At 74.0% G+C, this 18,999-nt stretch carries 18 protein-coding genes; 7 read left to right on the top strand and 11 right to left on the bottom strand.

The features are described 5' to 3' along the window. The first annotated feature begins 81 nt into the window (after positions 1 to 81). The gene (locus PV410_RS04075; protein ID WP_500322339.1) at positions 82 to 1,323 is read left to right on the top strand and encodes an NAD(P)/FAD-dependent oxidoreductase; all 1,242 of its coding nucleotides are present in this window, start codon (positions 82 to 84) and stop codon (positions 1,321 to 1,323) included. A 615-nt stretch (positions 1,324 to 1,938) separates the two neighbouring features. On the opposite strand, the gene PV410_RS04070 is transcribed toward PV410_RS04075, so the two are convergent. Beyond that, on the bottom strand, positions 1,939 to 3,462 hold the full coding sequence (locus tag PV410_RS04070) for an NsdA family TPR-like regulatory protein (protein ID WP_500322338.1): 1,524 nt from the start codon (positions 3,460 to 3,462) through the stop codon (positions 1,939 to 1,941). 363 nt (positions 3,463 to 3,825) lie between these two features. On the opposite strand from PV410_RS04070, the gene lipB reads away from it, so the two are divergent. The 4 genes from lipB to PV410_RS04050 all read left to right on the top strand — a co-directional run bounded on the left by lipB (position 3,826) and on the right by PV410_RS04050 (position 6,878). Continuing rightward, positions 3,826 to 4,632 carry a lipoyl(octanoyl) transferase LipB gene (lipB, locus tag PV410_RS04065; protein ID WP_500322337.1) on the top strand — a complete coding sequence of 269 codons (807 nt, stop codon included), beginning with the start codon at positions 3,826 to 3,828 and terminating at the stop codon, positions 4,630 to 4,632. 39 nt (positions 4,633 to 4,671) lie between these two features. Beyond that, positions 4,672 to 5,646: a lipoyl synthase gene (gene lipA, locus PV410_RS04060; protein WP_500322335.1), complete on the top strand. Its 975-nt coding sequence runs from the start codon at positions 4,672 to 4,674 to the stop codon at positions 5,644 to 5,646. A 238-nt stretch (positions 5,647 to 5,884) separates the two neighbouring features. Beyond that, positions 5,885 to 6,118 (top strand): SCO2195 family GlnR-regulated protein, encoded by a 234-nt coding sequence (locus tag PV410_RS04055; RefSeq protein WP_499516811.1) that lies wholly within the window; start codon positions 5,885 to 5,887, stop codon positions 6,116 to 6,118. 79 nt (positions 6,119 to 6,197) lie between these two features. Then, positions 6,198 to 6,878, top strand: a complete 681-nt coding sequence (locus tag PV410_RS04050; protein WP_500322334.1) for a DUF4191 domain-containing protein — start codon at positions 6,198 to 6,200, stop codon at positions 6,876 to 6,878. A gap of 94 nt (positions 6,879 to 6,972) precedes the next feature. Here PV410_RS04050 and PV410_RS04045 read toward each other — a convergent pair whose 3' ends face one another. After that, complete coding sequence (locus tag PV410_RS04045) at positions 6,973 to 7,440, bottom strand: RDD family protein (protein ID WP_500322333.1); 468 nt, start codon at positions 7,438 to 7,440, stop codon at positions 6,973 to 6,975. Positions 7,441 to 7,639: 199 nt separating this feature from the next. On the opposite strand from PV410_RS04045, the gene glnA reads away from it, so the two are divergent. Together glnA and PV410_RS04035 are read left to right on the top strand one after the other, a co-directional pair. After that, positions 7,640 to 9,052: a type I glutamate--ammonia ligase gene (glnA, locus tag PV410_RS04040; RefSeq protein WP_499511463.1), complete on the top strand. Its 1,413-nt coding sequence runs from the start codon at positions 7,640 to 7,642 to the stop codon at positions 9,050 to 9,052. Positions 9,053 to 9,755: 703 nt separating this feature from the next. Then, complete coding sequence (locus PV410_RS04035) at positions 9,756 to 10,214, top strand: SRPBCC family protein (protein ID WP_500322332.1); 459 nt, start codon at positions 9,756 to 9,758, stop codon at positions 10,212 to 10,214. Positions 10,215 to 10,228: 14 nt separating this feature from the next. On the opposite strand, the gene PV410_RS04030 is transcribed toward PV410_RS04035, so the two are convergent. From PV410_RS04030 to PV410_RS03990, 9 genes are all read right to left on the bottom strand, one after another. Further along, positions 10,229 to 11,020, bottom strand: a complete 792-nt coding sequence (locus tag PV410_RS04030) for an SAM-dependent methyltransferase (protein WP_500322403.1) — start codon at positions 11,018 to 11,020, stop codon at positions 10,229 to 10,231. Positions 11,021 to 11,155: 135 nt separating this feature from the next. Then, a complete protein-coding gene (locus PV410_RS04025; RefSeq protein WP_500322331.1) occupies positions 11,156 to 11,854 on the bottom strand; it encodes a (2Fe-2S)-binding protein in 699 nt (232 codons plus the stop codon). Next, positions 11,851 to 12,522, bottom strand: coding sequence for a GntR family transcriptional regulator (locus PV410_RS04020; RefSeq protein ID WP_500322329.1), 672 nt, complete (start codon positions 12,520 to 12,522; stop codon positions 11,851 to 11,853). The genes PV410_RS04025 and PV410_RS04020 overlap by 4 nt, the downstream gene beginning before the upstream one ends. A 58-nt stretch (positions 12,523 to 12,580) precedes the next feature. Beyond that, positions 12,581 to 13,582 (bottom strand): proline racemase family protein, encoded by a 1,002-nt coding sequence (locus PV410_RS04015; RefSeq protein ID WP_500322327.1) that lies wholly within the window; start codon positions 13,580 to 13,582, stop codon positions 12,581 to 12,583. Between the two features lie 62 nt (positions 13,583 to 13,644). Next, positions 13,645 to 14,544 carry a dihydrodipicolinate synthase family protein gene (locus PV410_RS04010; RefSeq protein WP_500322326.1) on the bottom strand — a complete coding sequence of 300 codons (900 nt, stop codon included), beginning with the start codon at positions 14,542 to 14,544 and terminating at the stop codon, positions 13,645 to 13,647. After that, positions 14,541 to 15,875: an FAD-dependent oxidoreductase gene (locus PV410_RS04005; protein WP_500322325.1), complete on the bottom strand. Its 1,335-nt coding sequence runs from the start codon at positions 15,873 to 15,875 to the stop codon at positions 14,541 to 14,543. Before PV410_RS04005 ends, PV410_RS04010 begins: the two co-directional genes overlap by 4 nt. A gap of 349 nt (positions 15,876 to 16,224) precedes the next feature. After that, positions 16,225 to 16,533: a (2Fe-2S)-binding protein gene (locus PV410_RS04000; RefSeq protein WP_500322324.1), complete on the bottom strand. Its 309-nt coding sequence runs from the start codon at positions 16,531 to 16,533 to the stop codon at positions 16,225 to 16,227. Continuing rightward, complete coding sequence (locus tag PV410_RS03995; RefSeq protein WP_500322323.1) at positions 16,530 to 17,705, bottom strand: NAD(P)/FAD-dependent oxidoreductase; 1,176 nt, start codon at positions 17,703 to 17,705, stop codon at positions 16,530 to 16,532. The genes PV410_RS04000 and PV410_RS03995 overlap by 4 nt, the downstream gene beginning before the upstream one ends. Positions 17,706 to 17,731: 26 nt before the next feature. Further along, positions 17,732 to 18,826: a magnesium and cobalt transport protein CorA gene (locus tag PV410_RS03990; RefSeq protein WP_500322322.1), complete on the bottom strand. Its 1,095-nt coding sequence runs from the start codon at positions 18,824 to 18,826 to the stop codon at positions 17,732 to 17,734. Between the last annotated feature and the right edge of the window lie 173 nt (positions 18,827 to 18,999).

Raw genomic sequence — 18,999 nt, 5'->3', positions numbered from 1 at the left:
GAGCGGGGAAACGTGCCGACCTCGGGGAGGGGCATCGTGCTCTCTACAGCACGCTCTACGGGTTCACCTACGGACGTGTGCGTGATCGGAGCCGGCCTCGCCGGGCTCTCCGCGGCACATCACCTCACCGGTGCGGGGCTCACCGTCACCGTGCTGGAGGCCGAGGACCGGGTCGGTGGCCGCATGGCGACCGAGAAGGTCGACGGCTTCCTCCTCGACAGGGGTCCACAACTGCTCAGCACCTCCTACCCGGAGCTGCGCCGCACCGCGGTCCTGCGGGGCCTGCAGCTGCGGCCGCTCTCCCCCGGCGTCCTGGTACGGGCCGCCGGCCGCGGCTACCGCGTCGGCGACCCGCGCGGCGCACTCGCCGCCGCGCGGGCGCCCATCGGCTCGCCCCTGGACAAGGCCCGGCTGCGGGCGGCCCTCAACCGCCTGGCCGACGCCCCCGTCGAGCGCCTCCTGGACCGTCCCGAGACCACGGCCGCCGCCGCCCTCGCCTCGCGCGGCTTCGCACCCCGCACGGTCGACGGGTACCTGCGGCCGCTGCTGTCCGCGCTGCTCTGCGACCCGGACCTCACGACGTCCAGCCGGGTCGCCGACCTGGTCCTGCGCGGCTTCGCGCTCGGCCGTACGTGCCTGCCGGCGGGCGGCGCCGTGACGGTGCCGCAGGCCCTGGTGGCCGCGCTGCCGCCCGGGACGGTCTGCACCGGGGTGCGGGCGGTCGCCGCGGCCACCAACGGCGTCCGCACCGCGGGCGGGGACGAGATCCCGTGCCGGGCCGTGGTCGTCGCCACCGGGGCCCGCGCGGCGGCCGGACTGCTGCCGGGGCTGCGGGTCCCCGCCTTCCACGGCGTCACCGTCCTGCACCACGCCGCGCCCGCGGCACCGCTGAAGCAGCCCGCGCTCGTCCTCGACGCGGACCGGCGCGGGCCGGTCTCCCACACGTTTCCGGCCAGCCTCGTCGACCCCTCCCGCGCCCCCGTGGGCCGCGCCCTGGTCACCTCCGTACTGCTCGGCCGCGCCGCCGCCCCCGTCCCGGACGACATCGCCGTCCGGACCCACCTCGCGGAGCTCTACGGCACGTCCACGGCGGCGTGGGAGCTGCTCGCCGTCCACCACGACGCCGAGGCGCTCCCCGCGATGACGGCCCCGCACGACCTGCGCCGCCCGGTGCGGATCCTGCAGGGCCTCTACGTCTGCGGCGACCACCGGGACACCAGCACCGTCCAGGGCGCCCTGCTCTCCGGCCGCCGCGCGGCCCAGCGCCTCCTCCGCGACGTCGGCCTCCCCCCGGCGCCCCCCGCCGAACCCCTGGCCGCCTGACCGCCACCCGGGGGAGGGCGTGGGTCGGACCGCGCGGTCTGATGGGACGCGCTGCGCGGCCTCAGCCGGGCGCCGAACGGGCGGCATGCCCTGCGCCGCCCGAAGCCGGTCCGACGTGCGCGGCCTGCCCTGACGCCGGCCCGTCAGGGTCGCGGGCACACCGCCGGTCGTGGACGCGCGGACGGGGCGGAGTCGCGGTGGAGCGCCGAGGCGGCAGAGCGGCGGCCGCGCACCGGCGCGGTCCCTCTCGCCACCGTCGCGTACCTGCCGGATCGGCGGCCCGGCACCCCCGGGGGCTCCCTCTCCACACGAGACACCCGGCGCGGCGCAGTGGCGCCCGCCGGCCCCCGGCTCTCCGGCCCCATGGGCGCGCCGCCCTCCGGCCGCGGCGCCGTCCGGTGCACCCGGCAGCCTGGGCCGGGGCACCTGAGGCCAGCGGGCTCCCCCCGCTGGTCCACGGACCGCACCGGGCCGGTACAGGACCCCCTGCGACCGCCGGAGCCTGTACCCCACGCGCCGGCGCGGCACCACGGCGGAACCCTGCGAACCGCGCCGGGGCGGGAACCCGTCAGGGCCGGACCTCGACGGCGGCACCCCCCGCGCCGCCGACCGGTGTCACCCCGCCGGGACGCCCAGCGCGGCGGCGCGGTCGTGGAAGGCGCGGACGGGGGCGGCGTCGCGGTGGGTTTCGAGGCGGCGGCTGAAGTCGCGGACGTACTCGACGGCACGGAGCGAGCGCATCTCGACCGCGGCCTGCATGGCCTCCGCGCCGAGGGCGCAGGCGGCGTCGACCTCGCCGAGGCCGAGGCGCGCGGCGGCCAGCACCGTGCGGCAGAAGACGCGGCTGCGCGCGTACGCGTGGCCGCGCAGTTGCAGCGAGCGTTCGGCATGCTGCGAGGCCGCGCGGTACTGGCCGAGGTCGCGGTGGCAGTGGCCGAACTCGTCCGCGAGCTGGGCCTCGTCGAAGAAGCGCGCCCAGGACGGGACGTCGTCGCCGTTCCTGACCGCCTCCAGGGCGCGTTCGGCCCGCACCAGTGCCGCCGTGCAGGCGCGGACCTCGCCGAGCAGTCCGTGACCGCGTGCCTCGGCGGCGTGGAAGAGCGCCTGTACGACCGGTGGGGCACCGCCGGCGGCGCCCTGCTGGGCGACCCGCGCCAGCTGGACGGCCTCGCGGCCGTGCCCGAGGTAGACCGCTTGGCGGCTCATCGTGACGAGGACGTACCCCCCGTAGACCCGGTCCCCGGCGGCCTGCGCGAGCCGCAGCGCCTGCACGAAGTACCGCTGGGCGAGCCCGTGCGCGCCGATGTCGTACGAGGTCCACCCCGCGAGCCGGGTGAGGTCGGCGACCGCCGCGAACAGGCGGCGCCCCATGGTCTCCCCGTAGGTGCCGCGCAGCATGGGTTCGGCCTCGTGCTCCAGGTAACGGACGAGGGCCTGCCGCGCGTGGCCGCCGCCGTAGGCGTTGTCGAGGGTGCGGAAGAGCTCACCGACGGAGCGCAGGGCGGCGATGTCCCCCACGCCGACCCGCTGACCGGTGCCCCCGAAGACCGCGGGCGCGGCGACCACGACCGGTGCGGGCGCCCCGCGTGACCCGCCCCCCGCGCGCTGGGCCGGCAGCCGCGCCGCCCCCGGACCGCCGCCGTGGCCGGGACCTGGACCGGAGGGGCCGGTGCCCGGCTCGGGGCCGCGCCCCACCCGGTCGTCCGCCCTGCCGATCAGCCAGTCACGGCTGGGGACGACCAGTCCCGCGGGGGTGAACGCGATCTTGCGGAGGTCGGCCTGGTTCCCGGTGTCCTTCCGCCACAGCCCGGAGATGATCTCCACGGCCTCCTCCGGGGAGGAGGCGTACTCCAGTCCCGCGTAGACCGGGGCGACGGCGTCGAGGCCGAGGTCGTGGGCGGACAGCCGCCGGCCGAGCCGCCGGGTGAAGACCTCGGCGATGAGTGCGGGCGTCGTGCCCCGGGGCTGCTGGCCGCGCAGCCACCGGGTGACGGAGGTCTTGTCGTACCGCAGATCCAGACCGTGCTCGATGCCGAGCTGGTCCACCCGACGGGCGAGCCCGGCGTTGGAGAACCCGGCTTCGGCGATCAGGGCGGCCAGTTGACGGTTCGGGGGGCGCTGCGAGGAACGGTCGGACATCAGTGGTGCGGTCCCCTGCCTTCCGGGCGTGCGGGCGTGCGAGTTGCGGAGTTGCGGGTGTCCGGCTGCGCGGGTGCGCGGCGCCGCGGGCGTCCGGAGCGGTGTCCACCGCCCGCGGCCCCCGGAGCCATCCGCAGAACGGCGCGAATGTAACGTTCTGTATCGACTCACTCACCACCCGAGCGCCTCGCATTCGCTGTATCGGGTGAATCTGCACCCACATATCGGCAGAACGCTTCCTTTGCCCTTCGTCGGGTGCTAAGCCCCCGGCCCCGTGCGGGACACCACCTGACCGGACGTACAGTTGCTGGGGCGCTCTTGACTCGTGGAGGGGCGCCGCAAAGGACCACAAAGGGAGCGGCCGTGAGTGACCTGCGCTTCGTCCACCTGGGCTTCGGCGAGGACGCGGTGGAGTACCTGGAGGCGTGGGAGGAGCAGCGGCGCGTGCACGCCGCGCGCTTCGCCGACGAGATCCCCGACACGTGCCTGCTGCTGGAGCACCCGCCCGTCTACACCGCGGGCCGCCGCACCGAGGACAGCGAGCGTCCGCTGGACGGCACCCCCGTGGTGGACGTCGACCGCGGCGGCAAGATCACCTGGCACGGGCCGGGCCAGCTGGTCGGCTACCCCATCCTGAAGCTGCCGCGCCCGGTGGACGTGGTCGCGCACGTGCGCCGCCTGGAGGAGGCGCTGATCAACGCGTGCGCCGAGTTCGGCCTGGAGACCACCCGGGTGGAGGGCCGCAGCGGCGTGTGGGTGCTGGGCGACCCGATCGAGGACCGGCCGCCGGTGATCCCGGGGCTGACCCTGGACTTCGACCCCCGGCTGCAGGACGACGAGTTCGACCCCCGCCTCTCGGGCCCCGAGTACGCCCCGTCCAACGCCGGCCAGCGCCGCGAGGACCGCAAGCTCGCCGCCATCGGCATCCGCGTCGCGAAGGGCGTGACGATGCACGGCTTCGCGATCAACTGCAACCCCGACAACACCTGGTTCGACCGGATCGTGCCGTGCGGCATCCGGGACGCCGGGGTGGCCTCGCTCAGCAACGAGCTGGGTCGCGAGGTCGCCGTCGCCGAGGTCCTCCCGGTGGTCGAGAAGCACCTGCGGCTGGTCCTGGAGTCGGCCGAGCCGCTCCCCCGGGCCGTCCAGGAATCCACAGGCGTACGCTGATGTTCACCAAGGAAATGAAGCCGCGAGAGGGAGTCGGACGTGTCCGCTGTCGCACCTGAAGGCCGCAAGATGCTGCGTCTGGAGGTCCGCAACAGCCAGACCCCCATCGAGCGCAAGCCCGAGTGGATCAAGACCCGGGCCAAGATGGGTCCCGCGTACACCGAGCTGCACGGCCTGGTGAAGCGCGAAGGTCTGCACACGGTGTGCCAGGAGGCGGGCTGCCCCAACATCTTCGAGTGCTGGGAGGACCGCGAGGCCACCTTCCTCATCGGCGGCGACCAGTGCACCCGGCGCTGCGACTTCTGCCAGATCGACACCGGCAAGCCGCAGGCCCTCGACCGTGACGAGCCGCGCCGCGTCGGCGAGTCCGTCGTCACCATGGACCTGAACTACGCCACGATCACCGGCGTCGCCCGCGACGACCTGGAGGACGGCGGCGCCTGGCTGTACGCCGAGACCGTGCGGCAGATCCACGCCATGACCGCCGAGCGGGCCGACGGCCGCACCAAGGTCGAGCTGCTGATCCCCGACTTCAACGCGGTGCCCGAGCAGCTCGCCGAGGTCTTCGGCGCCCGCCCCGAGGTGCTGGCCCACAACGTGGAGACCGTGCCGCGGATCTTCAAGCGCATCCGCCCCGGCTTCCGCTACGAGCGGTCGCTGGAGGTCATCACCAAGGCGCGCGAGGCGGGCCTGGTGACCAAGTCCAACCTCATCCTCGGCATGGGCGAGGAGCGCGCCGAGGTCAGCCAGGCGCTGCAGGACCTGCACGACGCGGGCTGCGAGCTGATCACCATCACCCAGTACCTGCGTCCGAGCCTGCGGCACCACCCGGTGGAGCGCTGGGTGAAGCCCCAGGAGTTCGTGGAGCTGAAGGAGGAGGCCGAGGAGATCGGCTTCGCCGGTGTCATGTCGGGCCCGCTCGTGCGCTCCTCGTACCGGGCCGGCCGGCTCTTCCAGCAGGCCGTCGAGCGCCGCGGCGAGCGCGGCGAGGTCGTCGCCGCACAGGCGGTCTGATCACGCTGCGGTGACCTCCGGATCACCGCCGGAACGTGCGGTTCGTCACGTCAGGGGCTCCCCCGGGGGCCCCTGACGCGTCCCTGACGTGCCGTACGTCCGCGGAGGACGGCGCAAAGCCACCGCCGGGGTTTCACGACGGTTTGACCGACCGGTCACGGACTGGTAACACAATGTGGTGACTCTGGATGAGCGGAACATCCACCCGCGTCTGAGCCGTCCTGAGGGGGACACCACCATGCAGGCCGAGGCCGCACACCTCCACCGCCAGAGCACCACCATCCCCGGCGCCGCCGCCGGCGCGCTGCGCGCCGTGGAGTACTTCCTGTTCCGCGGCGCGGAGGAGACGGCCCGCCGCAACGCCTGGTCCGCCGTCCTGGAGGACCGCAAGCGCGCCAAGGACCGCCGCGACGCCCAGCACGTGATGGACGCCCTGGTCTCCTCGCGCGCCCCGCGCGGCGACGTCCTCTAGACCCCGGCAGAGCCTCCGGGCGAAAACCGGACCCCCTCCGGTGGGGCCCGGGACGCGCGGGCCACGTATCCTGTGCGGCATGGCGAGGGAAACATCCGAGAGCAACCCTGGGCGCCTCAAGCAGATCGCCCAGACCTACAAGATGACCAGGCGGGTCGACTCCAAGGTCGGTCTCGTCCTTGCGGCTGTGGGAATCGTCACCTTCGGTGTCATCCTCGCCATCGGCTTCTTGATCGGTCACGAGATCTACGCGGGCATCCTGGGCTTCCTGCTGGCCCTGCTGGCGATGGCGGTCATCTTCGGGCGGCGTGCCGAGAAGGCCGCGTTCGGCCAGCTCGACGGACAGCCCGGCGCAGCGGCGGCGGTGCTGGACAACGTCGGCCGCGGCTGGTCGGTGACGCCCGCGGTGGCGATGACACGTAGCCAGGACGTCGTGCACCGCGCGGTCGGCAAGGCCGGCATCGTCCTGGTCGGCGAGGGCAACCCGAACCGGGTGAAGGGCCTGCTGGCCTCCGAGAAGAAGAAGATGGCGCGCATCGTCGTCGACGTCCCGGTCACCGACTTCGTCGTGGGCAACGACGAGGGCCAGGTGCCGCTGAAGAAGATCCGCACCACCCTGCTGAAGCTGCCGCGGGTCCTGCCCGGCCCCAAGGTCACCGAGGTCAACGACCGGCTGCGGGCACTGGGCGACCTGATGAGCAACATGCCGGTGCCGAAGGGCCCGCTCCCCAAGGGGATGCGGATGCCGAAGGGCCGCTGATCGCATACGAAACGGAACGCGGAGTGCCCCGGACGAATCGATTCGTCCGGGGCACTTCGCGTGGTGTGCGCCGCGGTCACATCCGCAGCCGCGGTCACATCCGGATCTGGACCGCCTTCACGGCCCGGTCGTGCATGCCGCGGGTGTCGCGGTCCCAGACCACCGCCGGGATGACCAGCAGGAGCAGCAGCGTCCGCAGCGCCGCGGCGCCCATGCCCAGCCGCCCGCCGTCCTGCCGGACCACGCGCAGCCGCAGCAGGCGCTTGCCCGGGGTGGTGCCGATGGTGCCCAGCAGCAGCACGCTCATGAGGCCGAAGACCACCGTGGTCCACGGATTGGCCGCGGCCGCGTCACGGTGCGCGATCAGCCCGTATGCGATCACCGCGCACAGGCCCCAGTCGATGAAGAGGGCCCCGATGCGCCGCCCGACCGGGGCGATCGAGCCGGGGCCCTCCTCGGGCAGCCCGAGGCGCTGCCCGCGGTAGCCGAAGTCGACGCCCATCCGCTCCGCGGCGGCCTTCGGGCCCTCGATCCACGATCCGATGACATCCCTGTTGTCCACGGCTCCACGGTAACCCCCCGCCCCGGGGCGCCCGCGTCCGACCCGGCACCCGTGCGGCGGCTCGGTTAACCTGCAAGAAACAAATGGGTCACGAGAGGGAAATGCCCGATCTCTATGGTCGGCACCAACGTGCGCCACCGCACTGGTCGCACCCATGAGCTGCAATCCGGCCTCCCGGGCCGGGCCAAGGAGGAGTTGGATGTCGTTCCAAAACGCCGACGAGGTGAAGAAGTTCATCTCGGACAACGACGTCAAGTTCGTGGACGTCCGGTTCTGCGACCTGCCCGGTGTGATGCAGCACTTCACGGTCCCGGTCGAGTCCTTCGACCCGGACGAGCAGCTGATGTTCGACGGCTCCTCGATCCGCGGCTTCCAGGCCATCCACGAGTCCGACATGGCGCTGATCGCGGACCTGTCCACGGCCAAGCTGGACCCGTTCCGCAAGGACTCCACGCTCAACGTCAACTTCTTCATCCACGACCCGATCACCGGCGAGCAGTACAGCCGTGACCCGCGGAACGTGGCGAAGAAGGCCGAGGCCTACCTCGCCTCCTCCGGCATCGCCGACACCGCGTACTTCGGCCCCGAGGCCGAGTTCTACGTCTTCGACAGCGCCCGCTTCGAGACCAGCGCGAACCAGTCCTTCTACCACATCGACTCCGAGGCCGGCGCCTGGAACAGCGGTGCGGAGCAGGACAACCGCGGCTACAAGGTCAAGTACAAGGGCGGCTACTTCCCGGTCCCGCCGGTCGACCACTTCGCCGACCTGCGCGCCGAGATCACCCTGGAGCTGATCAAGTCCGGCCTGCAGGTCGAGCGCCAGCACCACGAGGTGGGCACCGCCGGCCAGGCCGAGATCAACTACAAGTTCAACACGCTGCTCGCCGCGGCCGACGACCTGATGCTCTTCAAGTACATCGTGAAGAACGTCGCCTGGCGTGCCGGCAAGACCGCGACCTTCATGCCCAAGCCGATCTTCGGTGACAACGGCTCCGGCATGCACGTCCACCAGTCGCTGTGGACCAACGGCGCCCCGCTGTTCTACGACGAGCAGGGCTACGCGGGCCTGTCCGACACCGCCCGCTACTACATCGGCGGCATCCTCAAGCACGCCCCGGCGCTGCTGGCCTTCACCAACCCCACGGTGAACTCCTACCACCGCCTGGTCCCCGGCTTCGAGGCCCCGGTCAACCTGGTCTACTCGCAGCGCAACCGCTCCGCGGCCATCCGCATCCCGATCACGGGTGCGAACCCCAAGGCCAAGCGCATCGAGTTCCGCGCCCCGGACTCCTCCGGCAACCCGTACCTGGCCTTCTCGGCGCTGCTGCTGGCCGGCCTCGACGGCATCAAGAACAAGATCGAGCCGGCCGAGCCCGTCGACAAGGACCTGTACGAGCTCGCCCCCGAGGAGCACGCGGGCGTCCCGCAGGTCCCGACCTCGCTGTCGGCGGTCCTGGAGTCCCTCGAGGCCGACCACGAGTTCCTCCTCCAGGGCGGGGTGTTCACCTCCGACCTGATCGAGACCTGGATCGACTACAAGCGGACCAACGAGATCGCGCCGATCGCGCTGCGCCCGCACCCGCACGAGTTCGAGCTCTACTTCGACATCTAAGAACGCCGCAGGTCACAGCACCTGCATCCCCTCCGGGGCCGTACCGGGGCCGTCGCCTGCGTCCTTCCTCATCCGGAAGACGCGGTCGACGGCCCCGTGCGTTCGGCGCCGGGCGGTGCCGGATCCCACGGCGCCGGTGAGGTTCGGGGCCGGTTGGTGGCACCGACGCCTGTCGGGTCGGTAGGTGCGTCCGCCGCTCGAATTCCTCGTCGAGCAGCGCGACGATCTGCCGAAGCTCACGGCGGGCACGCAAAGGCAGGGCCTCCAGGATCGCTTCGACGTTGTCCCGGCCGGCCAAGCGCTCATAAGGCACCGGTCAACTGACCGTGCTCTGACCAAAATTGCCTTCGGCCGAGCCTTCCTTGAACACCCTCTTCCTGGTCATGCGAACGGCGACATTCCCTTGCTCTCCAGGTGAGCGAGCACCGCGTCAAGGCATGCATCCGCCGTGGCCATGTCCGCGCGGAAGAACGAGTCCTCGCCGAGCGGTCCACCGCTGACGAGCCTTGAACACGGTCGCGACTCCGCGCTCGGCCAGCCACGCCATCAGTTCGAACATGTCCCTACGCGCCCCTCCGGGAGGATCCTCCCACCCCAGAGCCGGCTGACGGCTTTCCCGTTCCCGGGTGCCGAATGAGGCGCGTACGGGGCTGCGCGGTGGGAGGATCACCGTGCCGCGCGCCGTGTCGAGGAGGGGTCCGGGATGCCGTCCGCCGAACTGAAGCACACCTTCCGGATAGCCGCGCCGCCGGAGGAGGTCTTCGCGCACCTGGCGGAGCCGTCGCACTACATCGGCCTGTCGCCGCTCCTCGTCGACGTCCGCGACGTGCGCCGGAGCGGCGGGACCGTGCGCTACACGGCCGTGGAGCGGTTCCGCTTCCTCGGCCTGCTGCGGCACGACAACGTCATCGACGTCACGCTCGTCGCCGTCCCGGACCGCCTGCCGCACTCCGCCGAGATCTCCGGCGAGGTGCGCAGCCCCGCGCGGGTCCGCATGGGCTACCGCTTCGCCATCGACCGCGACGGGGCCGGCAGCCTCGTCACCGACACCCTGCACCTGCGCACGCCCCCCGGCCTGCTGCGCTTCGCGGCCTCCCAGGCGGGGGCGGTCCAGCAGGCCAGGGCCCGGGTCCTCGCCGCGCGTCTGGACCGGCCCGCCTGAGGGGCGGGGTCCCGCTAGCCGCGGCGGGCCACGCCGCCGTAGAAGCCGATCTCGGCGGAGCGGGGCGGGACCGGGGCGTCGGGGCGCCAGAAGGGGACCTGGACAAGGCCCGGGTCCTCCAGCTGGAGACCGTCGAAGAACCGCTCGACCTCGGAGCGGGAGCGGAGGTTCAAGGTGGCGGTGGCTTTGTTGTAGACCGCCTGGGCGTCGCTGCGGTCGGCGAAGTCGCCGGTGGCGTGCGAGAGCACCACGTAGCTGCCGGCCGGGAGCGCGTCGCGCAGGGTGGCGACGATCTCCGCGGGCTTCTCCGCGTCGGTGAGGAAGTGGAGGACGGCGACGAGGAGCAGGGCGACGGGTTCGTCGAAGTCGATGACCCGGCGGACGTCGGGGTGCTCCAGGACGGCCCGCGGGTCGCGCAGGTCGGCGAGCACGACGCTGGTGGCGCCCGAGCGGCTGAGCAGGGCGTTGGCGTGCGTGTTCACGATCGGGTCGTTGTCGACGTACGCGATGCGGACGTCCGGCGCCACCTCTTGGGCGATCTCGTGCACGTTGGGGGAGGTGGGCAGGCCGGTGCCGATGTCGAGGACCTGGCGGACGCCGCTGCCGACCACGTGCCGGACGGCCCGGCGCATGAAGGCCCGGTTGGCGCGGACGCCGATCCTCACCTCGGGCGCGACGGCGGCGAGCGCGTCGGCGGCCGTGCGGTCCACCTCGTAGTTGTCCTTGCCGCCCAGCAGGTAGTCGTAGATCCGCGCGGGGTGCGGCCTGCCGGTGTCGATCTCCTCGGCGCGGAAGCCGTTCTCCATCACGCTGCGCTCCTCTCGGCGGCCGTCCGGGCCCTGACCCGGCACCGCTGACGACAGCTTTTCACATCATCAACTTCTCTGCCCACGTAGATAGTTCCTGGTCGAGGGGCCGAACGAAGGGCACCCTTCCCGCCCTCAGCGCAGCACGCAGTCCCCGCACAGCCCGCCGCCGGGCACGCGGTAGTACAGGCAGCAGCTGCGGCGTGCGTAGGCGGGCGCGCCGGTCCCGGTGAGCCGAAGGTCGCCGGCGTCGCGCAGCAGCGGGTCCGCCGTCAGTTCCTCCGTCAGCGCGACGGCGCGGGCGGCCGCGTCGGGGCGCGCGCCCTCCCCCAGGCACCAGGAGTGCAGCACCCGCAGGGTGCCGGCGAGGGCCGAGGCGGCGTTGCCCCACAGCAGTCCGGGCGCGACGCCCGACACCGCGTGCACGGCCGCGCAGAGGGGCACGAGGTGGCCGTGGAGGACGTCCTCGCGCAGCCGCCCCGCGGGCACGTCCGGGGCGTCGTCCGGCAGCCACAGCTCGTCCGGCGTGGACCGGCCGGGGTGCCACCACAGGCGTCCGCCGGACAGGTCGGGCATGCGGCCGGTGAGCGCCGCCGGTCCGAGTGCGACGGACCACAGCCGTGCGGCCAGCCCCTGGTGGGCCAGCGAGGCGGCGACGCGCCGCTCGGAGGTGCGCAGGCGCCGCCCGACCTCCGCCACACGGCCGGTGAGCTCGGGCGACGGCCGCCCGGCGTACACCTGCGCCAGCGGCACGAAACCCTCGGCCCGCGGCTCCCCCGGCCCGGTGCGCACGGTGAAGAACGGTCCCGGTCCCACGGCGCCTGCGCCGGTCATCGCGCCCACAGGCCCCTGACGTGCCCGAGGTGCCGGGTCATGACGGCCTGTACGGTCGCGCCGTCGCGGGCCAGAAGGGCGTCCAGCAGCTCCAGGTGCTCCTCGGCGGAGGCCCGCAGCAGGCCGCGCTCGGCGAGCGCCGTGAGGCCGTACAGCCGGGAGCGCTTGCGCAGGTCGCCGACGACCTCGACCAGGTGCTCGTTGCCGGCGAGCGCGAGCAGCCCGAGGTGGAAGCGGCGGTCGGCCTCCACGTAGGCGATGAGGTCGCCGGCCGCGGCGGCGGTGACGATCTCCTCGGCGGCCGGGCGCAGCGCCTCCAGCGCCGTGGCGTCGGCGGTGGAGGCGAGGCCGGTGACGGTCGGGACCTCGATGAGCGAGCGGATGTGGGTGTACTCGTCGAGCTGCCGCTCGGACACCGCGGTCACCCGGAAGCCCTTGTTGGGCACCGGGTCGAGCAGCCCCTCCTTGGCCAGGTCCAGCAGCGCCTCGCGGACGGGCGTGGCGGAGATGCCGAAGCGGGCCGCCAGCGCGGGCACCGAGTGCACCTCGCCGGGGCGGAGCTCCCCCGCGACCAGCGCCGCGCGCAGGGCGTCCGCGACGAGTTCGCGGTAACTGCCGGTGCGCTGCCCGCCGAGGGCGGGCAGGGCGGGCCCGTCGTGCGCTGCCATGCGGTGGCTCCTCCTCGGCGACGTGGCATGTATGCGCCCAGTATCGGTGCCCGGGCGGCTAGAGGACGAATCCGGCGGGGAACGGGTCGGCCGGGTCCAGCAGGTACTGGGCGGTGCCGGTGATCCAGGCGCGGCCCGTGACGGACGGCAGCACGGCGGGCAGACCGGCCACCTCGGCGGTGCCGGTGAGCCGGCCGGTGAAGTGCGTGCCGATGAAGGACTCGTTCACGAAGTCCTGGTGCAGGGGCAGTTCGCCGCGGGCGTGCAGCTGGGCCATGCGCGCGCTCGTGCCGGTGCCGCAGGGTGAACGGTCGAACCAGCCCGGGTGGATGGCCATGGCGTGCCGTGAACGGACGGCCGTGGAGCCGGGCGCCAGCAACTGGACGTGCTTGCAGCCGCGGATGGTGGGGTCCTCCGGGTGGACGGGCGGGTCCTCCGCGTTGATCGCGTCCATCAGCGCGAGGCCCGCGGCGAGGATGTCGTCCTTGCGGGAGCGGTCGAAGGGCAGGCCGAAGGCGTCCAGGGGCAGGATCGCGTAGAAGTTCCCGCCGTAGGCGAGGTCGTACGTGACCGTGCGGCCGTCGGCGAGGACGGCCTTGCGGTCCAGCGCGACGCAGAACGAGGGGACGTTGCGCAGGGTCACGGCGGTCGCCGCACCGCCCTCGACGGCGACCTCCGCGACGACCAGGCCCGCCGGGGTGTCGAGGCGGACCGTGGTGACGGGCTCGGTCACCGGCACGATGCCGGTCTCGACGAGGACGGTCGCCACGCCGATCGTGCCGTGCCCGCACATCGGGAGGTAGCCGGAGACCTCGATGTAGATCACGCCGTAGTCGGCGTCCGGACGGGTCGGCGGCTGCAGGATCGCCCCGCTCATCGCGGCGTGGCCGCGCGGCTCGTCCATCAGCAGGTGCCGTATGTGGTCGAGGTGGTCGCGGAAGTGGAGGCGGCGTTCGTTCATGGTGGCGCCAGGGACGGTGCCGATGCCGCCGGTGACGACGCGGGTGGGCATGCCCTCGGTGTGGGAGTCCACCGCGTGCAGGACGAGTTTGCTGCGCATGGGGGTGTGTCCTCCTCGTGGGTCGGGGGGCCGGAGCCCGGTCAGGCGAGGCCGGAGCCCGGTCAGGCGAGGCCGGCGGCGATCGCGGCCTCGGTGGCGGCCCTGACCTCCTTCTCCTGCTCCGGCAGCAGCGGCGTGCGCGGCGGGCGGCAGGGGCCCCCGTACCGGCCGGTGAGGTCCATCGACACCTTGATGGCCTGGACGAACTCCGTCCGGGAGTCCCAGCGCAGCAGCGGGTGCAGCGCCCGGTAGAGCGGCAGCGCGGTCGCGGTGTCCCCGGCGACCGCGGCGCGGAAGAGCTCGCCGCAGGCGCGGGGCAGCGCGTTGGGGTAGCCCGCCACCCAGCCCTTGGCGCCCGCGGTGGCCAGTTCGAGCAGGACGTCGTCCGCGCCCACCACGAGGTCGAGTTCCGGGGCGAGCTCGGCCAGCTCCCAGGCGCGGCGCACGTCGCCGCTGAACTCCTTCACGGCCTGGATGTGACCCGCGCCGTGCAGCTCCGCGAGCAGGCGCGGGGTCAGGTCGACCTTGGTGTCGTAGGGGTTGTTGTACGCGACGACCGGCAGCCCCGCCCGCGCGACCTCGGCGTAGTGGGCGTGCACGGAACGCTCGTCCGCACGGTAGGCGTTGGGCGGCAGCAGCATCACGGCCGAGCAGCCGGCGTCGGCGGCGTGCTCGGCCCAGTGGCGCGCCTCGCCCGAGCCGTACGCGGCGACGCCCGGTACGACGCGCTCGCCGCCGATCGCGGCGACGGCCGTCTCCACGACCCGCGCGCGCTCGGCGGGGGTCAGGACCTGGTACTCGCCGAGGGAGCCGTTGGGCACGACGCCGTCGCAGCCGTTCGCCACCAGCCAGGCGCAGTGGGCCGCGTAGGCCTCGTGGTCGACGGACAGGTCACCTGCGCGCAGCGGCAGGGCGGTGGCGACGAGCACGCCGCGCCACGGGCGGTCGGGGGTGGTGTTCATGGCCGTTCCCTCTCTTCCTCTTCTTCTGCCCCGCCGGCCAGCAGGCCGAGCGGCACGGGCCGGGCGAGGGACCGCCCGGGGTCGGTGAAGGGGCAACCGGCGACGGCGGCGACACCGGGGCCGCAGACGCGGCCCTGGCACCAGCCCATCCCGGCGCGGGTCAGCAGCTTGACGGTGCGCAGGTCGCCGGCGCCGAGGTCGCGGACGGCCTCGCGGACGGCGGCGGCGGGCACCTCCTCGCAGCGGCACAGCAGGGTGTCGTCGGTGACGGTGGACTCCGCCCAGTCGCCGGGGAGCCGGTAGACGGCGTCGAGCACGGCGGCAAACCTCCGCAGCCGCCCGCGGCGGCGGGCGGCCGCGACCCAGGCGGCGGGGTGGGGCTCGGTGCCGCGCAGCCGGGCGGCGGCGGAACGGCCGGCGATCTCTCCCTCGGCCAGGGCGAGCTCCGCGCCGCCGACGCCGGTCACCTCGCCCGCGGCCCAGACGCCGGGGGTGGGGGTGCGCTGTTCCGCGTCCACCTCGAAGGAGTCCGCCAGGTCGGTGTGCGGCAACAGCCCGTGGCCGACGGCGAGGGCATCGCAGGCGACGCGGCACCGTGTGCCGTCGGGCCCGGCGAGGGTGACCGCCTCGACGCGGTCCTCGCCGTGGGCGGCGACGACCGTGTGCCGCCAGCGCACGCGGATCCCGTGCCGGGCGAGCCGGACGGCGTAGGCGGCACCCTCCACGGCCTTGCCGAGGGGTACGGCGGTGGCGTGCCGCAGCAGGTCACGCGGGTCGGCGGCCTCGGCGAGCGCCGCGACGCGCGCCCCGGCCGCCGCGAGGCCCGCCGCGACCGGCAGCAGCAGCGGCCCCGTCCCGGCGACGACGACCGTACGGCCGGGGAGCACCAGGCCGCCCTTGAGCATGGCCTGCGCGCCGCCCGCCGTGACGACCCCGGGCAGCGTCCAGCCGGGGAACGGCAGCACCTTCTCGTAGCCCCCGGTCGCGAGGACCACCGCGTCCGCCCGGATCGCGCCCGCCTCGAGCGTGTGGAGGGTGAACCCCGGCTCCATGCACCAGACCTGGCGCTGCGGCAGGTGGGTGACGCGGCCCGTGGCGAGGTGGGCCTCCAGTCGCCCGTACAGCCCCCGCCAGGTGCGCCACGCGTGGTGCAGGGCCCGGGTCCTGCGCGCCCGGAGTCCCGGCGCGGGCTGCCGGTAGAACTGCCCGCCCGCCTGGGGCGCGGCGTCGACCAGGGCGACCCGTACGCCCGCGTCCGCAGCCGCCAGCGCCGCCGCGATCCCCGCGGGCCCGGCCCCCACGACGGCCAGCTCGTACCTGTCCCCGGTCACGCCCGCCTCCCCCGCGGGCCCGGTGCGGGGCGCCCCCCGCGGACCACCCCCTGAGGCGCGGACAAGCCCCGCACGGGCCCCGGCCGTCCCCCTCCGTTGGCTCCGGCACCGTCCGGCGAGTCCGGGACGGACGTCCCGGCCGTGGCCGGCGACGTCGCCGCGGTCACCGACGGACCGGGCCGGGCCGCGGCGGGACCCGCCGTCCCTTCCCGCGGATTCCGCTGCCCGCGCGCCTTCGCCGGCGCCCGCCACCGCGCCGAACCGCCGCACCGCGCCGGGCGGGCACCGCCCACGGCAGCTCCCCGTCGCCCGCCCCGGCCACGGCGCACCGCGGCCCCGACGCGGGCGCTCACGGCAGCTCCCCCGTGCCCACCTGCGGGGTGACGACGTCGCCGGGGTGGGCGACGGTGACGCAGGCGCGCTGCCCCGGGCGGCCGTTGACCGTGAGGAGGCAGTCGAAGCAGACGCCGATGCCGCAGAAGACGCCGCGCGGGGCGCCGTCGACGCGGGTGGTGCGCCAGGACAGGACGCCGGCCGACCAGAGGGCGGCGGCGACGGACTGGCCGGGGTGGGCGGGGATGTCGCGCCCCTCGAAGGTGAAGGTGAAGCCCGGGCCCGGTGCGGCGCGGGCCAGGCGCAGGGGGCTGCGACGGCTCACGGGGTGGCCTCCTCGGCGGGGAAGCGGTCGGGGCGGAAGGGGGTGAGGTCGAGCTCGGGGCGGGCCCCGGTGAGGCACTGCGCGATCAAGTGGCCGGTGGCCGGGGCGAGTCCGATGCCGGCGCCCTCGTGGCCGCAGGCGTGGTGGAGCCCGGGGACGCGGGGGTCGGGGCCGATCGCGGGGAGGTGGTCCGGCAGGTAGGGCCGGAAGCCGGTGTAGGCGCGCAGCGTCGCGACGTCCCGGAGCACCGGGAACAGGGCGAGGGCCTGGGCGGCGAGGCGGCGGGCGACGGGCAGGGAGAAGGTGCGGTCGAAGCCGACGCGTTCGCGGCTGGCGCCGATGAGGACGGGGCCGCCGGCGGTGGCCTCGACGACGGCGGAGGTCTGCAGGGCGGCGGAGTCGCTGGCGACGTCGGCGACGTAGTCGGCCGCGTACACCTTGTGGCGGACGGTGCGCGCCGGCAGGGGCTCGGTGACCAGGACGAAGCCCCGTCGCGGCAGTACGGGCAGCCGCACCCCGGCGAGGGCGGCCACCTCGCCGCCCCAGGTGCCCGCGGCGTTGACGACGCCCGGGGCGTGGATGTCGCCCCGGTCGGTACGGACCCCGCGCACGGCGCCGTCCGGCGCGCGGAGCACCGCCGTCACCGTGGTGCCGAGACGCGCCTGCGCCCCAAGGTCGCGGGCGGCGCGGACGAGGCGGGCGGCGGCGAGCGCGGGCTGCACCTGGGCGTCCTGGGGGTAGTGCACACCCCCGGCGAGTCCGTCCGCCAGGTGGGGTTCGAGCTCGCGCAGCCCGTCCGCCGGGACGGGCACCGCCTGGACGCCGCTGCGCCGCTGGGCGGCGGCGAAGTCCTCCAGTGCGCGCAGTCCGTCCGCGCCGGACGCCACGACGAGCCCGCCCTTGGCCTCGTACTCGGCGGTCACGCCCAGGTGGTGACGCTCCGTCAGTTCCTGCCACAGCCGGGCGGAGAGCAGGGCGAGTGCGAGCTCCGGCCCCGGCTCCTTGTCGGAGACCAGCAGATTGCCCTCGCCGGCCCCGGTGGTGCCGCCGGCCACCGGCCCGCGGTCCACGAGGACCGTGCGGAGCCCAGCCGCCGCGGCCTGGAGGGCGCAGGCCGCGCCCACCATCCCGGCGCCGACGACCACGACATCGCAGCTCGTCGGCTTGCTCACGCCGGTAATATGTCACACAGCACTGCTCACAACCAGCCGTTGCGCCGGAATCCGCGGTGGATGACGAAGCAGGCGACGGCCATCACGCCCACGGCGAGCGGATAGCCGTAGGTCCAGCGCAGTTCCGGCATGTGCTCGAAGTTCATGCCGTACAGGCCGCAGATCATGGTGGGGACGGCGAGGATGGCGACCCAGGCGCTGATCTTGCGCATGTCCTCGTTCTGGGCCATGGACACCTGCGCGATGTTGGCCTGGAGGATCGAGTTGAGCAGGTCGTCGAAGGAGGTGACCTGCTCGGTGGCGCGGGCGAGGTGGTCGGCGGCGTCGCGGAAGTAGGTCCGCAGGTCGGCCTCGATGCCGGGCAGGGGCTCCTCTGCGAGCCGCTGGAGGGGGCGGCCGAGCGGTGCCACGGCCCGCTTGAGCTCCAGCAGTTCGCGCTTGAGCTGGTAGATCCGGCCGGCGTCGGTGCCGCGGCCGCGGTGGTCGGAGAAGACGTCGGTCTCGACCTGCTCGATGTCCGCGTGGACCGCGGAGGTGACGGCGAGGTACTGGTCGACGACGTGGTCGGTTATCGCGTGCAGGACGGCGGCCGGCCCCTTGGCGAGCTGGTCGGGGACCGTCTCCAGGCCCTCCCGGAGCGGGCCGAGCGAGCCGTGGCCCCCGTGGCGCACCGTGATGACGAAGTCGGATCCGGTGAAGACCATGACGTCGCCGGTCTCCACCACCTCGCTGGTGGCGGTGAGCCGGTCGTGCTCGACGTAGCGGGCCGTCTTGAGGACGGTGAACAGGGTGTCCCCGTACTGCTCCAGCTTGGGCCGCTGCTGGGCGTGCACGGCGTCCTCGACGGAGAGCGGGTGGAGCCCGAACAGCTCCGCGACACCGGCGAACTCCGCTTCCGACGGCTCGTGGAGCCCGATCCACACGAAGCCCCGGCCGGACTTGCGGACCCGGGCGATCGCCTCGTACGCGGCGCAGTCGTCCTGGCGCAGTCCGTCCATGTAGACCACGCAGTTCACCACCGAACTGCCCAGCGGGGAACGCGCCGGGTGGCTGAGGTCCACACGCCGTTGGCGTACGTGGGTGAGGCGGACGGCTTTGCGGAGATTGCTGATCATCGACATGAAAGGCTCCTACGCAGGCATGCGGCCGCCAGTATTGCCCACGACCGGGCCTGTTCGAGCCCTCCGTCACACCGTCCTTGCACCGCGCGGGCCTTGGGGTGCGGCGGCGCGGACGCCGCTGCCTCCTTCGCATGGCGGGGGTGTCGCGCCGGCCGCCACGTCGCCGGCGATCG

It is taken from the genome of Streptomyces sp. PA03-5A (genome assembly GCF_033792725.1).
In the GTDB taxonomy this organism is placed as follows: domain Bacteria; phylum Actinomycetota; class Actinomycetes; order Streptomycetales; family Streptomycetaceae; genus Actinacidiphila.
Note: the sequence above shows the minus strand (reverse complement) of the source record. Positions and strands in the feature narration are given on the sequence as shown.

Coding starts and splice junctions, on each gene's coding strand:
- PV410_RS04020 (WP_500322329.1), bottom strand. CDS start 12,522: ATGGCAGCGCACGACGGGCCCGCCCTGCCCGCCCTCGGCGGGCAGCGC.
- PV410_RS04050 (WP_500322334.1), top strand. CDS start 6,198: ATGGCGAGGGAAACATCCGAGAGCAACCCTGGGCGCCTCAAGCAGATC.
- PV410_RS04030 (WP_500322403.1), bottom strand. CDS start 11,020: ATGGAGAACGGCTTCCGCGCCGAGGAGATCGACACCGGCAGGCCGCAC.
- PV410_RS04015 (WP_500322327.1), bottom strand. CDS start 13,582: ATGCGCAGCAAACTCGTCCTGCACGCGGTGGACTCCCACACCGAGGGC.
- PV410_RS03990 (WP_500322322.1), bottom strand. CDS start 18,826: ATGTCGATGATCAGCAATCTCCGCAAAGCCGTCCGCCTCACCCACGTA.
- glnA (WP_499511463.1), top strand. CDS start 7,640: ATGTCGTTCCAAAACGCCGACGAGGTGAAGAAGTTCATCTCGGACAAC.
- PV410_RS04055 (WP_499516811.1), top strand. CDS start 5,885: ATGCAGGCCGAGGCCGCACACCTCCACCGCCAGAGCACCACCATCCCC.
- PV410_RS04025 (WP_500322331.1), bottom strand. CDS start 11,854: ATGACCGGCGCAGGCGCCGTGGGACCGGGACCGTTCTTCACCGTGCGC.
- PV410_RS04010 (WP_500322326.1), bottom strand. CDS start 14,544: ATGAACACCACCCCCGACCGCCCGTGGCGCGGCGTGCTCGTCGCCACC.
- PV410_RS04035 (WP_500322332.1), top strand. CDS start 9,756: ATGCCGTCCGCCGAACTGAAGCACACCTTCCGGATAGCCGCGCCGCCG.
- PV410_RS04070 (WP_500322338.1), bottom strand. CDS start 3,462: ATGTCCGACCGTTCCTCGCAGCGCCCCCCGAACCGTCAACTGGCCGCC.